At 47.1% G+C, this 13,864-nt stretch carries 10 protein-coding genes; 5 read left to right on the forward strand and 5 right to left on the reverse strand.

From position 1 onward, the window contains the following. Positions 1 to 155 precede the first annotated feature (155 nt). The gene (locus tag AC5YB3_RS22435; protein WP_006086769.1) at positions 156 to 827 is read right to left on the reverse strand and encodes an HAD family hydrolase; all 672 of its coding nucleotides are present in this window, start codon (positions 825 to 827) and stop codon (positions 156 to 158) included. A gap of 1 nt (position 828) precedes the next feature. Further along, positions 829 to 1,539 carry a bifunctional 2-polyprenyl-6-hydroxyphenol methylase/3-demethylubiquinol 3-O-methyltransferase UbiG gene (gene ubiG, locus AC5YB3_RS22440; RefSeq protein ID WP_006086768.1) on the reverse strand — a complete coding sequence of 237 codons (711 nt, stop codon included), beginning with the start codon at positions 1,537 to 1,539 and terminating at the stop codon, positions 829 to 831. 385 nt (positions 1,540 to 1,924) lie between these two features. On the opposite strand from ubiG, the gene gyrA reads away from it, so the two are divergent. The 3 genes from gyrA to AC5YB3_RS22455 all read left to right on the forward strand — a co-directional run bounded on the left by gyrA (position 1,925) and on the right by AC5YB3_RS22455 (position 7,224). Continuing rightward, on the forward strand, positions 1,925 to 4,675 hold the full coding sequence (gene gyrA / locus AC5YB3_RS22445) for a DNA gyrase subunit A (RefSeq protein WP_283628960.1): 2,751 nt from the start codon (positions 1,925 to 1,927) through the stop codon (positions 4,673 to 4,675). Positions 4,676 to 4,810: 135 nt separating this feature from the next. After that, on the forward strand, positions 4,811 to 5,902 hold the full coding sequence (gene serC, locus AC5YB3_RS22450) for a 3-phosphoserine/phosphohydroxythreonine transaminase (protein ID WP_006086766.1): 1,092 nt from the start codon (positions 4,811 to 4,813) through the stop codon (positions 5,900 to 5,902). A gap of 401 nt (positions 5,903 to 6,303) precedes the next feature. After that, positions 6,304 to 7,224, forward strand: coding sequence for a LysR family transcriptional regulator (locus tag AC5YB3_RS22455; RefSeq protein ID WP_494526218.1), 921 nt, complete (start codon positions 6,304 to 6,306; stop codon positions 7,222 to 7,224). Here AC5YB3_RS22455 and AC5YB3_RS22460 read toward each other — a convergent pair. The 3 genes from AC5YB3_RS22460 to AC5YB3_RS22470 form a co-directional block, all read right to left on the reverse strand. After that, positions 7,221 to 8,081 (reverse strand): YjjW family glycine radical enzyme activase, encoded by an 861-nt coding sequence (locus AC5YB3_RS22460; protein ID WP_494527205.1) that lies wholly within the window; start codon positions 8,079 to 8,081, stop codon positions 7,221 to 7,223. The two genes, AC5YB3_RS22455 and AC5YB3_RS22460, sit on opposite strands and share 4 nt — an antisense overlap. Before the next feature lie 26 nt (positions 8,082 to 8,107). Next, a complete protein-coding gene (locus AC5YB3_RS22465) occupies positions 8,108 to 9,655 on the reverse strand; it encodes a YjjI family glycine radical enzyme (protein WP_494526219.1) in 1,548 nt (515 codons plus the stop codon). Between the two features lie 391 nt (positions 9,656 to 10,046). After that, positions 10,047 to 11,237 carry an amino acid aminotransferase gene (locus AC5YB3_RS22470; protein WP_494526220.1) on the reverse strand — a complete coding sequence of 397 codons (1,191 nt, stop codon included), beginning with the start codon at positions 11,235 to 11,237 and terminating at the stop codon, positions 10,047 to 10,049. Between the two features lie 435 nt (positions 11,238 to 11,672). Here AC5YB3_RS22470 and aroA point away from each other — a divergent pair, with 435 nt between their 5' ends. Beyond that, complete coding sequence (gene aroA, locus AC5YB3_RS22475; RefSeq protein ID WP_494526221.1) at positions 11,673 to 12,953, forward strand: 3-phosphoshikimate 1-carboxyvinyltransferase; 1,281 nt, start codon at positions 11,673 to 11,675, stop codon at positions 12,951 to 12,953. A gap of 186 nt (positions 12,954 to 13,139) precedes the next feature. Next, positions 13,140 to 13,832: a (d)CMP kinase gene (gene cmk, locus AC5YB3_RS22480; RefSeq protein ID WP_006081720.1), complete on the forward strand. Its 693-nt coding sequence runs from the start codon at positions 13,140 to 13,142 to the stop codon at positions 13,830 to 13,832. Positions 13,833 to 13,864 lie beyond the last annotated feature (32 nt).

Below are 13,864 nucleotides of genomic sequence, written 5' to 3' on the forward strand. Positions count from 1 at the left end.
CCGATCTTTTATCCGCCGACCTTTCGCCGCCTGATTTTATTCGCAGGTAAAAATCAGGCAAACACACTTATGTGTGTCTGCATATTGGCTTTAGCAAAAGGTTTATCTTTGAGTGTCATGGTGACGTCTGTTAGCCGTTTTATTAGCGAGTTTTTCTAGGCCAATGCGTCGACTAATGCCTGATGTAGCTCAGTTGGGCTGGCAAAGTGTGCGTGAGCTGGCCATTGCGATGGCTTGTCGTTGACACCCAGATAACCCCATAGGGCAACGCCGCCTAACATGCCCGCCGCCTTCGCTGCTAACAAATCCCGCTCGGCATCCCCAAGATACAAAATGTGCTCTGGAGCGCAGTTCAGTTGCTGAGCCCCTAACAACATAGGTGCTGTGTGGGGTTTTGGGTGTTTGGTTGAATCGCCACTGATGATAACGGGCATACGTAAGTGTAAATTCAGTTTTCGCAATAAGGGACGGGTAAAGCGGGCTGGCTTGTTGGTGATCACCCCAAACGGCAGCTGCGTTAACTCGAGCCAGTCGAGTAATGCTGCAATGCCTGTGAATAGCGCACAGTGATCGCCATTAATGCGCTGATAGTGGGCGAGCAGCCCTTGCTGAACTTGAGTACGAAGATCATCCGCTGCATTGGGGATCGCCGCATCGACTAAGGCAAAACTGCCGTGGGATGCGGCGTAGCGCATGGCCGCTAACGGCTGCGCGGCGATGCCGACGTCCTGAAGACTTAAATTAAGGGCCTGCACCAGATCCGGCGCGGTATCGGCTAAGGTGCCGTCGAGATCGAACAGCACGCCTTGGATCTGTGCCAGACTCATATTAATCAACCTTACGCGTTGCGATCATGTAATTCACATCAACTTTAGGCGTGTATTTAAAAATGCCCGTCAGCGGGTTGTAGCTGATGCCTAATGCATCGGTACAGATCAGATCGGTATTGTCCACAAGCTCAATCAGTTCCGAAGGCTTAATGAATTTTTTATGCTCATGGGTGCCAACTGGCAGCATCTTCAGCAAATATTCTGCGCCCAGAATCGTGTGCACATAGGATTTAATGTTGCGGTTAATGGTGGAGAAAAACACAAAGCCACCGGGTTTAACCATGTCACAGCAAGCCTTGATCACCGATTGTGGATCGGGCACATGCTCCAGCATTTCCATACAGGTCACCACATCGTAATAGGCTTGATGATCTTGGCTATGGGTCTCGGCGGTATTTTTTACATAATTAATGCTTACGCCGGTTTCGAGGGCATGTAGGCGGGCGACTTCTAAGGGCTCATCACCCATGTCAAGACCATCAACCTCGGCACCGATACGGGCCATGCTTTCAGATAAAATCCCGCCGCCGCAACCAACGTCGAGCACTTTCTTACCGAAAATGCCGCCGGCAGTTTGATCGATATAATTTAAGCGCAGCGGGTTTAATAGATGCAGCGGCTTAAATTCACCGTTGAGATCCCACCACGTTTCGGCCATACGTTCAAACTTTGCGATTTCCTGTGGGTCCACATTGGTATTCTGATGCATGCTATTACCTGAAGTAGCTGTATTGTGCGGCTATTATAACGACTATGTTTGATAAACAAAGTGTTCGACTGAGCTAAGCCCTTGTGGTTGAGTGAATTTTCAGCAGTTTTCTGGTTTTATGTTAATTGTTGTGCTCCGTATCGACCTTTTACTTCATCCCTTTGACGATTTTTTCTCATCCTAAGCCGCGAATTTCAACGCTGGTTTATCGCTCAAACGACCAAATTGACAGTGTTTTCATCTATTAAGCCACCAGACTCTCAATTCGATAAGGATAGGTCTGGCGACATTAAATAACTGTGTTAGAATGCCAAATCACGTTTTTGGGCTAGGCAATGATACGGATTATACGTTGTCGGCTATTTTTCAGGGGAACGAGCAGTTTATGACTGATCTGGCATCATCTATTTCGCCAATTAATATCGAAGACGAACTAAAGAATTCGTACCTTGATTACGCCATGAGCGTTATCGTGGGACGTGCATTACCAGACGTGCGCGACGGCTTAAAGCCGGTTCATCGCCGCGTTCTGTTTGCCATGAGTGAATTGAAGAACGATTGGAACAAGCCTTACAAAAAATCTGCCCGTGTGGTCGGTGACGTCATCGGTAAATATCACCCTCATGGTGACTCTGCTGTTTATGACACTATCGTCCGTATGGCCCAGCCATTCTCACTGCGTTACACCTTAGTAGATGGCCAAGGTAACTTCGGTTCGGTCGACGGTGACTCCGCGGCGGCAATGCGTTATACCGAAATCCGTATGGATAAGTTAGCGCATCAATTACTGGCCGATCTTGAAAAAGAGACAGTGGATTTTGTCCCTAACTACGACGGCACAGAACAGATCCCAGCGGTACTACCCACACGCGTACCTAACCTGTTAATTAACGGTTCATCGGGTATTGCGGTCGGTATGGCAACCAACATCCCACCACACAACCTAACGGAAGTCGTGAAAGGCTGTTTGGCACTGATTGAAGAACCCTCACTGTCTATTGAACAGTTGATGGAATACATTCCAGGTCCGGATTTCCCAACTGCGGCAATTATCAATGGCCGTAAAGGCATTATTGATGCCTATAAAACCGGCCGTGGCCGCGCGATCATGCGTGCACTGGCGGATGTGGAAACCGAAGATAATGGCCGTGAGCGCATTATCGTGACTGAAATCCCGTATCAAGTGAACAAAGCCCGTTTAATCGAAAAGATTGCCGAGCTGGTTAAAGATAAAAAGCTTGAAGGGATCAGCGGTCTACGCGACGAGTCTGATAAAGACGGTATGCGTATCGTTATCGAAATTAAGCGCGGCGAAGTGGGCGAGGTGGTATTAAACAACCTGTATGCTCAAACGCAAATGCAGTGTTCTTTCGGGATTAACATGGTGGCCCTGACCAATGGTCAGCCTAAACTGTTTAACCTTAAAGAAATGCTCGAATGCTTTATTCTGCATCGCCGTGAAGTCGTGACGCGTCGTACCGTATTTGAACTGCGTAAAGCCCGTGAGCGTGCCCATATTTTGGAAGCGCTGGCGGTTGCACTGGCTAACATCGACCCGATTATTGCGTTGATCAAAGCTTCGCCAACGCCTGCGGATGCCAAAGTTAAATTGGTTGAGCAAGGTTGGGAATTAGGCCACGTTCAAGGCATGCTGGAAAAAGCAGGCGATGACGCCGCGCGTCCTGAGTGGTTAGAGCCACAATACGGTATCCGTGACGGTCAATATTTCCTGACTGAGCAACAAGCTCAGGCGATTCTGGAACTGCGTTTACACCGTTTAACCGGTCTTGAACACGATAAGATCATCGCCGAATACGAAGAGCTGCTCGAATTTATCGCGGGTCTGCTGTTTATTCTGCGCAGTCCTGAGCGTTTGATGGAAGTCATCAAGGAAGAATTAGTTCAAATCCTTGATGAATACGGTGATGCTCGCCGTACCGTGATCAATGCCAACGAAGTCGATATGAGTCTTGAAGACTTGATCAACGAAGAAGACGTTGTGGTGACACTGTCGCACTTAGGTTATGCCAAGTATCAACCCTTGACCGATTACCAAGCCCAGCGCCGTGGTGGTAAAGGTAAAGCGGCAACTAAAGTGAAAGATGAAGATTTCGTCGAGAAGCTGTTAGTTGCCAATACCCATGACACCATTTTGTGCTTCTCTGACTTTGGTAAGATGTACTGGCTCAAAGTGTATCAATTGCCATTAGCGAGCCGTACGGCCCGCGGTCGTCCAATTGTTAACTTGTTGCCGTTATCCGATGGCGAGCGCATTACTGCGATTCTGCCAGTACGTGAATACGCGGCTGACAAGTACATCATCATGGCGACCTCACACGGTACTGTGAAGAAAACCGCACTAACAGCTTATAGCAACCCACGTGCAAACGGCATTATCGCCGTTAACCTGAAAGACGGTGACCAACTGATCGGTGTCGATATCACTAACGGTGATGACGAAATCATGTTGTTCTCGAACGAAGGTAAAGTGGTTCGCTTTGGTGAGAAAGTCCGTGATTCTGAAACCGGCGAAGTGAAAACCGATCCTGAAACTGGTGAAGAAGTCTTGTCCTTACGTCCTATGGGCCGTACTGCAACAGGCGTTCGTGGTATCCGTTTAGAAGAAGGTCAAAAAGTTGTGTCGCTTATCGTACCCAAAGGCGATGGCGCGATTCTGACTGTGACTGAAAACGGTTACGGTAAACGGACTCAACTGTCTGAATACCCAGCGAAGAGTCGTGCGACTAAAGGCGTGGTTTCTATCAAGGTGAGCGAACGTAACGGCGCAGTTGTTGGCGCAGTGCAAGTGGGTCTTAACGACGAACTTATGCTCATCAGTGATAAAGGCACCTTAGTGCGTACACCAGCGGGCGGCGTGTCAATCATTGGCCGTAACACGCAAGGTGTGACGATTATCCGCACCGCTGGCGATGAGAAAGTGGTTGGCCTGCAACGTATCGACGAAATCCAAAGTGATGAAGATGAAGTCGAGCTGGATGAAAACGGTTTACCGATTGTTCCTGTGATTATCGAAGGCGAGTTAGCCGACGAGGCGCTTGATGAAGAGCTGGATGACGAAGAAGAGTTGGACGAAGATGAAGACGAGCTTGCTGATGATGAGCAAGACGAAGAGTAATTAAGTGTCATATTAACGAGCGTCCAATTGGACGCTCGTTTTTTTAATGGCATTGATTGTTGGTAGCATTATTCGTTTTAGAATGATTTCGTTTTATCAATACATACATCATGGTTGGGATTAAGGAGAGTGTCAGTGAGCGCGATTTATAATTTCTGTGCTGGACCTGCAATGTTACCCGCAGCGGTAATGAAAAAAGCACAACAGGAATTACTTGATTGGAATGGCCAAGGCGTTTCCGTGATGGAAATCAGCCACCGAAGTAAAGAGTTCATCGCGCTGACCGAGCAAGCCGAGTCCGATTTACGTGAACTGATGCAGATCCCTGCAAATTACCATGTGCTATTTATGCACGGCGGTGGTCGCGGACAGTTCTCTGCTGTTGTGAATAATTTTCTCGGCGAGCAGGGTAAAGCCCTGTATTTAGTCAGTGGTCAATGGTCATCTGCCGCGTTAGCAGAAGCGCAGAAACTGGCGGGTGAAGCACAAATTGATAGTCTGAATATTGTTGAAAAACACAATGGACTCAATGCGGTTGTCTTACCTGACTTACATAAAATCGATGCCGATTATCGCTATGTTCACTACTGTCCAAATGAGACAGTAGATGGTATCGAAATTTTTGACGAATTAGACTCACCATGGCCGATTGTTGCCGATTTATCATCAACAATCATGTCCCGTGAAATCGACGTCAGCCGCTACGGCTTGATTTACGCCGGTGCGCAAAAGAACATAGGTCCATCGGGTCTGTCGATAGTGATAGTACGCGATGACATGTTAAAACTGCCGAGTTTACCGCAGTCGTCCATCATGGATTATCGTCTAGCCGTCGAGCATGATTCTATGTTCAACACGCCACCAACCTTTGCTTGGTACCTTGCCGCTGAAGTCTTTGCTTGGCTTAAATCGACTGGCGGTATTTCGAGTATTGCGAAAATTAATCAACAAAAAGCGCAGATGTTGTATCAATGCATTGATGGTAATGCTTTTTACCGTAATGGTGTTGTTGCAGCGAATCGCTCACAAATGAACGTGACCTTCCAGTTAGTCAACGAAGCGCTCGATGGTGAGTTCTTAAAGCAAGCGCAAATTGCCGGACTCGTGGCCCTCAAGGGTCATCGCATTGTCGGCGGCATGCGTGCTAGCCTTTACAATGCGATGCCACTCGATGGCATAGTTGCCTTGGTCAAGTTCATGAACGAGTTTGCGGCGAAACATAGCTAGGCTTAGCTATATAGTCACTCACTAGCTTGCGGCGCTTAGCGCCTAGGTTTTGCTGCCTGCAGATAACCGCTATGTTTATTGAACGTTTATCATCAGTTAGCCATTCCAAGTTAGCTATCCAAAGCTAGACATCCCAAAAGCGAATGCTCAAATGCATTCGCTTTTTTGTTGGCTGTAATTTATCGATTATTGGCGTTTGGCGTTAAGCAAGATGAACTTCGGAAGAACCTTATATTAAAGTTAACTTGGATTAGAGAGGGCGGTGTGCAAGCCTGTGAGCTGACGCGCATTACTGGTGAATATTCTCAGCAATGTGTTGGGTTGGTTGGATGCTATTGTTTATCATGCTTAAAAGTACGTATTTGAGTGTGCATAGAAGATAAATCAATAGGATGTCACTGATGGATTTGGCCAAGCTTTCGCGAATTAGTATGAAGCACTTGATCACTTTGCATGTGATGCTCGATACCCTGAGCGTAACCGCCAGCGCCGAACGTTTATGTCTTAGCCCCTCATCCGTCAGTAAAACCTTAAGCCAGCTCAGGGACAGTTTGAACGATGAACTGTTTTATCGTAACGGCAACTCACTGGTCGCCACCCCATTGGCAAGACGACTAGGGCCAAGCGTGCAGCAAATGATCAATGATATGAATCAGATCATGAGTCAAGATGCGTTTAATTCAGCCCATTTTGAGGGGCGTTTTTCACTTGCGATGCGCGAAAGTACCTTTGAACTGCTGGCCGCCAAATTAAGTGCCCATATTCTCAATTTGGCCCCCCATATCCATCTCGATATTTATAGTAAAGACAATATTGGTTTTGATGGACTCATCAAAGGCTCGTTAGATTTTGTGCTGTTACCTCACGATCTGAGCCAACCTAATTATCTTCAAGATGATCTGGTGTGGGAAACCTTGTTCAGCGATGAAATGGTCTGTCTGATGAATTCGTCCCATCCCTTGGCTAAACAGCCGCAGATCAGCTTCGATGATTACCTAAGTTACCGCCATATTGGCATTACCGATACGGATCTGAGTACGCCATTTTTTGATATTTTGCTCTCCCAGCAATCTAAAAAACGTGCTGTACCCATTTCGGTCCCTGATTTTGGCAGCGCGGCGTTAATGTGCCATCACAGTGAGTTGCTCTTTACCTGCTCGCGCCGCTGGGCATCCATCGCTAGCCAAGCCAAAGGCTTAACGATTAAATCTTTACCCATAGAATATGGCAAAGTGGCTTACAGCCTAGTTTGGCATAAACAAAGCATGAAAGATCCCGCACTGCGCTGGCTTTATGAGCAAATTTTGCTTTGCAGTCGTTAAAGGTAGATGGACGGTAACACGAGATTGGTTACGCCTCGCTTTGCAAGCGTTGCTGCTAAGCGTTCAATATCGGCTTGTTTACAGCTTGGCCAATTGAGTGCGTCATCGACAACACCATGATGGTGAAAGGCATTTAACTTAACTCGCGTATCTGGGCCTAGCAGAAGTAAGTAGGTCGCTAGTGCGTCTATTTCGTCCTCGTAATCCGTGATGCTCGGAATGTGCAGCAATCTCACCTCATACAGTTTTTGCTGTTTAGCCAATAGCTGAATGGATTTGAATACCGCATGGTTATCTCGCCCGGTAATATACCTATGGGTATCTTGCTGCCATGCTTTAAGATCCACCATAGCGCCATCTAAAAACGGCAGTAGTTTATGCCAACCGGTTAGACTCAAACTGCCATTGGTGTCGAGCATGCACGTTAAGTGTGATAACGGCTTTGAGGCCTTAATCGCTTGAAACAGCGCAATAATAAATGGCAGTTGCAGACTCGCTTCGCCGCCACTCACGGTAATACCATTAATAAAGTGACGCTGATGGTGAAGAATCGTCAGTATCTCTTCAACAGTGTATTGGGTGACTTTAGGATTGGCTTGTTTCGGGCACACATTAAGACAAGTATCGCATTGGCTACAACGCCCATTATCCCAGTGAATGCGAGGCTTATCATTGAGGTTTATTAATGTCAGCGCATTGTCAGGGCAGGTGGCGACACAATCGCCACAGGCATCGCATAAACCTATGGTATGTGGGTTATGGCAGTTTTTGCATTGATAGTTACAGCCCTGCAGGAATAACACTAGCCTGCTGCCAGGCCCGTCGACGCAAGAAAAGGGCAACAGCTGACTGACTATTGCCTGTTTATTTATGGCCGGTTCATTTAACAACACAGGGGGGAGTGCTCATGGGCGATAACGCGTGCTTGTCGTTGCAATATTCCCGTATTGACCGCAGCTTCTGCGGCTAAGCCTGTGGTATTGAGACGCGAGCCGCACTGTTTAAACGCTTCAATATCTGAGCGTTTTACCATATAGCCAGTCACGCGCATTAAATCGTTAGAGGCGACATTGGCGGTAAACTCCCTAAAACCTAACTCAAGCGCGGCTTTACACAGTTGCAACATGGCTTGAGGATTGGATTTTACGGTTTCATCGATAGTCAAAATATCGCTAATTCCCGCCGTATAATATTGATGATGTTGTGCTAGGGCTTGAATATGGGCGATGGGATTGGGCTCAGTGCCATAGGGAATGCGAACACCTGGGGTCACGTCTTTGTCGATACTGATGCCGCCCTGTGAATGCAGCAGTGCTCGCCCATGGTAACCATACGCGACTGGTGTGGATTTCACTATGGCATCGAGCGTGGCAGAAATACGATAGCCCAGCTGATTTGCATCCGTTTCATGGCCATATCTCGCGTGTTTAGCTGACTTAACTTCTCCACTGGCTGTTAATCCCTGCAGAATGTTCACTGCTTCTGCCATGCCGTAAATGCCAAACATAGGTGCAAAGCGCGATTCATCAATCAATTGTTCTTTAACTAAAAAGCTGTCAAAGAAGTGTGACTCTTGATGCAAAAATGCCGAGCGCGCCTCGATAAGTTCAAAGGTGAGCGAGCAGTAATTTGGCAATACTGTATCAAAAAAATCGTTTATAGAATTTGCCTTTAACGCGACCTCTTTAAGATTGAGCCGCACTAAGGTATTAGCGCCGCCCGCTAACGGCAAGGCATTGTAGCAACTGACAATACCAAAACCGCGTGCATCAAACGCACTGGCATGCAGTGGATAATTCGCGATGTGCGGCTTACTGCATTGACAAATATTGGTGGTGGCGAGCAACAACAAATCATCTGGCGTAATGGCTGGGTCGTACATAAAGGTCAAATTGGGGGCAACTTGTTTTAACTCGGCATCAATGCGCAGTAGGGTGCGGCAAACGATGTTATCTGTAGGGCCAATATTCACATGCATAAAGGCATCGGGCAGGGTTCGGTCGAGCATGATCCAGAACAGTTTTAATTTACGATAAAGGACTTCCGCATCCATTCCTTCGATGAAAGGCATTAATATTTTATCCAGCTGACCTAAATACACGGGGATATTGGTCACCGATGGCACATGATGATAAAGGATGGTCAAGGCATTGATGGCTTCATCTAAATCCTGCGCCGGTGAAAGCTCTAAATATTCTGAACCTTGCTTTAGATAGCGGGCATAATCTGGCAATACATAGCGTGGTTTAAATGGCGCATGGCCTTCAAACATGTCGCAAATAATACCATCATTCATCGCCGCTTTTACCTCTGTCGATATCAACATGTAGGGCAAGCTCGCCTCAGCCTCCAACGCTAAGTAGCTGGATTTTTGCTTAGGTGAAAGCTGCGGGTTGGTGACGATTTGCACTAATTTATCTTGTAATAACATGGCGTAATATCCACAGGTTCTAGGATGACCATTAATCTACTGGGCGACTCTGGCTTTAAAAAGTGAAAATAGCCGCAGCACTGATTGATGAAATGGAAATCCGCCGACCGAGGTCACAATTTGTGGTTTCTTGCGATAAAGCCGCGATGTCAAAATCACTAGAATGTGGTTTTACGATTGAAAATAAATGCTTGAAACAGTGAGACGTGGCGCAGCTTGCCATATTGGGGGATATGTAACAGAGGATAATAAACTGTCAAAACTGATCGGGTGGGATGATTGAAAAACTTAAAACTTAAAACTTAAAACTTGAGGCGGTAAATGAACTCTGCTGTATTCCTTTATTGCGGGAGTACAGCAGAGTGAGCGATGCAGATAAATTCAGCCGTGCTTAGAGCACTTTGGCGATCGATTGGGCTAAGTAATCGACGTTATCTTCACTGATCCCAGCAATACTGATGCGGCTTGAACCGACCATATAAATGCTGAATTCTTTTTGTAGGCGCGCCACTTGCTCTGGAGCTACCCCGAGGAAGGAGAACATGCCTTTTTGGCGGGCGATAAAGCTAAAGTCACGGTCTACGCCATTGGCTTTTAGTTTATCGACTAAAATGGCGCGGTTGCCGTTGATACGATCGCGCATTACTTTCAGCTCATCAAGCCATTCTTGTTTTAACTCCGCCGATCCTAAAATTGTCTCAACAATCGCGGCGCCGTGGGCTGGCGGCATAGAGTAGAGACAGCGAACCACATAAAGCAGCACAGATTGCGCGACATTGGCGGTATGGGCATCTTTGGCAATCACAGAGCAGGAACCGATACGCTCACGGTACAAACCGAAGTTTTTCGAGCATGAGCTGCAAAGGATCATATTATCGACCGCTGCCGCCATTTGACGCACGCCGTAGGCATCGATATCAACGCCATCACCAAAACCTTGGTAGGCCATGTCAATCAGTGGGGTAAAGCCTTGCTCTTTTGTCAGGGCAACCACTTTATCCCATTGTTCTGTGGTTAAATCCATTCCGCTCGGGTTATGGCAACAGGCGTGGAATAACACCACATCATCTGGACTCACCTGCGATAGTGCAGCAAGCATCTCATCAAATTTCAATGATTTGCTATCGTAGTCATAATACGGATAGGTTTTAACGGTAATGCCAGCCGCTTCGAACAAACCGATGTGGTTTGCCCAAGTTGGGTCGCTTACCCATAACACCGCATTCGGGTTACAGCGTTTGATAAAATCTCCTGCCACGCGCAGTGCGCCTGTACCACCGGGTGTAGAAACGGTACGGATACGATTGGCTATTATGGCACTGTGGCCAGCACCAAAGGCGAGTTCAGTCATCAAGGTGTTGAACTGTGGCGAGCCCGTTGGACCGATATACACTTTGGTGGTTTCGGTATCGAGACGGAATTTCTCAGCTTTTTTCACGCAGTTAAGGATCGGGGTCACGCCTGTAGGGTCTTTATAAACGCCTACACCTAAATCAACTTTTTGTGGGTGGGTGTCTTCGCGGTACTGAGTCAACAAGCCAAGGATGGGATCTGCTGGCATTGCGATGAGTGAGTTAAACATAGCTCCATCTACCTTTCTGGTTATAGTGCAAACGTGATTGTTTGTATCAGATATGCGTTATTTATCGTTTGGGGCTTAGAATAGCGCGGAAAGGTAAAGTATTTAAAGTGAAAACTGTGATTACACACCAGTTATCTTGGCAAAAAAGCCTGCCAAAAATACGGTTAAATCCTAAATTAACCGCTTAAATTTTGCGTTTTTGTTATTTTTACACTGAACTCAGTAAATAATCTGACCAAAATGCCATTTTTCTCGAAAAAACGGTTGAATCCTTAGCGACAATCGGTAATTTTATAACGACGAAGCACCAACAAGGCCCCAATCTCCTTTTATTTGTAATCTTAACTTGACGCTGTGTAGCGTGAAGTTGCCATTTTGCGTATTCAGTCCGCGTGATCGTGATGATGACGCCCTATAGAGAAAGAAGATTTATTCATGAAGCAATTACGTCTTGAACCTGTTGTGCAAGTCCGCGGTGAGATCAATATTCCGGGCTCAAAAAGTATTTCTAATCGTGCCTTATTATTGGCCACCTTAGCTCAAGGCACGACTACGCTCACCAATCTGCTCGACTCAGATGATATCCGCCACATGCTGGCCTCCCTTGAGCAGCTAGGGGTGAACTACCGTTTATCGCAAAACAATACTGTGTGTGAACTTGATGGCTTAGGCGGTGTGATTTCCTCAGAATCCGCGCAGGAATTGTTTTTAGGCAATGCGGGCACAGCAATGCGCCCCTTGTGCGCCGCCTTAACCTTAGGCCAAGGCGAGTTTACCCTCACGGGCGAACCGCGTATGGAAGAGCGCCCGATTGGCGACTTAGTCGATGCCTTAAGGCAACTCGGTGCCAATGTCGTTTACCTTAAAAATGACGGTTTCCCCCCGCTGACGATTAATGCGACGGGTCTTAATGGCGGCGATGTTGAGATTGCGGGTGACTTATCAAGCCAATTTTTAACCGCCCTATTGATGGTGGCGCCGCTTGCAAAGGGCAGTGTGAATATCCATGTCAAAGGCGAGTTAGTTTCTAAGCCGTATATTGATATTACACTGGCCCTGATGGCTCACTTTGGCGTAACTGTCATCAACCATGACTATGCCCGTTTTGAGATTGTTGCAGGCCAGCGTTATGTATCACCAGGTAAAGTGCTGGTCGAAGGTGATGCGTCATCGGCATCGTATTTCCTCGCCGCAGGGGCGATTAAGGGCGGTGAAGTCAAAGTCACGGGTGTGGGCCGTTTAAGTATTCAAGGCGATGTGAAATTTGCCGATGTGCTTGAAAAAATGGGCGCTGATATTGAGTGGGGCGATGACTATATTATTGCCCGTGGCTCTCAGTTAACGGCCGTTGATTTAGACATGAACCACATTCCCGATGCGGCTATGACCATTGCAACCGCTGCCTTATTTGCAAAAGGCACGACGGTTATCCGCAATATCTACAACTGGCGCATTAAAGAGACCGACCGCTTAGCGGCCATGGCGACGGAATTACGTAAAGTCGGCGCCGAGGTTGAAGAGGGCAACGATTACATTAAAATCACCCCGCCTGTGGTAATTAATACCGCAGAAATCGATACCTACAATGATCACCGTATGGCCATGTGTTTTTCTATGCTGGCATTTGCCGATTGCGGTATTACCATCAATGATCCTGATTGCACTTCTAAAACATTCCCCGACTACTTTAAGCAGTTTGCGAGTCTGCAAGGCTAAGCCAATCTGCTTCGTCATTGTTACAACTATCGATGTCAAGAATAGTCAGCCGTATTTGCGCGGCTGCTAATCTTCATAAAAAATCCACGGATTTTGTTTGTCTTTTGTTGTACAATGCTGCGCGCTCATTTTCGGGGGCTCACTTGATGAACTCACGGATGATGGTTATTTTTTGCGGAGGAATGTATGTCTGAACGGGCTCCTGTAGTCACAATCGACGGCCCAAGTGGTGCTGGCAAAGGTACAATTAGTCAATTATTGGCTCAGCATCTAGGTTGGCAACTACTTGATAGTGGTGCTATTTACCGAGTTCTTGCGCTCGCAGCAATTCATCATAACGTTGAACTGGAAAATGAAGAATCGATCACGCTGTTAGCGGCACATCTCGATGTGAAGTTTTTAACAGGCAATGATACCGATCCGGTTCAAGTGATATTGGAAGGTGAAGACGTCACCACCGACATTCGCACTCAAGAGTGCTCGAATGCCGCTTCAAAAGTCGCTGCGTTTCCACGGGTGAGAGAAGCGTTATTACGTCGTCAACGGGCCTTTAAAACGGCGCCAGGATTAATTGCCGATGGTCGCGACATGGGAACTGTGGTTTTCCCAAGTGCGCCGGCAAAATTATATTTAACCGCCTCAGCTGAAGAGCGTGCCCAAAGACGCTATAATCAGTTGCAGGACAAGGGCTTCGATGTTAATATCGAGCGCCTTTTAAGTGAAATTATCGAACGTGATGACCGCGATATGAATCGTCCGGTGGCTCCTTTAGTCCCCGCCGAGGACGCGCTCATTATCGATACAAGCGGAAAGGGTATTGATGAAGTGTTAGCGCTTGCGCTTAACTTTATCAACCAAAAATTATCCGACACTAACTAAGTTAGCCCACCGGATAGGTATTCGTATTATGG

Source organism: Shewanella sp. 1311, assembly GCF_059338235.1.

Bases quoted from the DNA above. Each gene is read 5' to 3' on its own strand.
- AC5YB3_RS22435 (WP_006086769.1), bottom strand. From the start codon at position 827: ATGAGTCTGGCACAGATCCAAGGCGTGCTGTTCGATCTCGACGGCACC.
- ubiG (WP_006086768.1), bottom strand. From the start codon at position 1,539: ATGCATCAGAATACCAATGTGGACCCACAGGAAATCGCAAAGTTTGAA.
- gyrA (WP_283628960.1), top strand. From the start codon at position 1,925: ATGACTGATCTGGCATCATCTATTTCGCCAATTAATATCGAAGACGAA.
- AC5YB3_RS22455 (WP_494526218.1), top strand. From the start codon at position 6,304: ATGGATTTGGCCAAGCTTTCGCGAATTAGTATGAAGCACTTGATCACT.
- AC5YB3_RS22465 (WP_494526219.1), bottom strand. From the start codon at position 9,655: ATGTTATTACAAGATAAATTAGTGCAAATCGTCACCAACCCGCAGCTT.
- AC5YB3_RS22470 (WP_494526220.1), bottom strand. From the start codon at position 11,237: ATGTTTAACTCACTCATCGCAATGCCAGCAGATCCCATCCTTGGCTTG.
- aroA (WP_494526221.1), top strand. From the start codon at position 11,673: ATGAAGCAATTACGTCTTGAACCTGTTGTGCAAGTCCGCGGTGAGATC.
- cmk (WP_006081720.1), top strand. From the start codon at position 13,140: ATGTCTGAACGGGCTCCTGTAGTCACAATCGACGGCCCAAGTGGTGCT.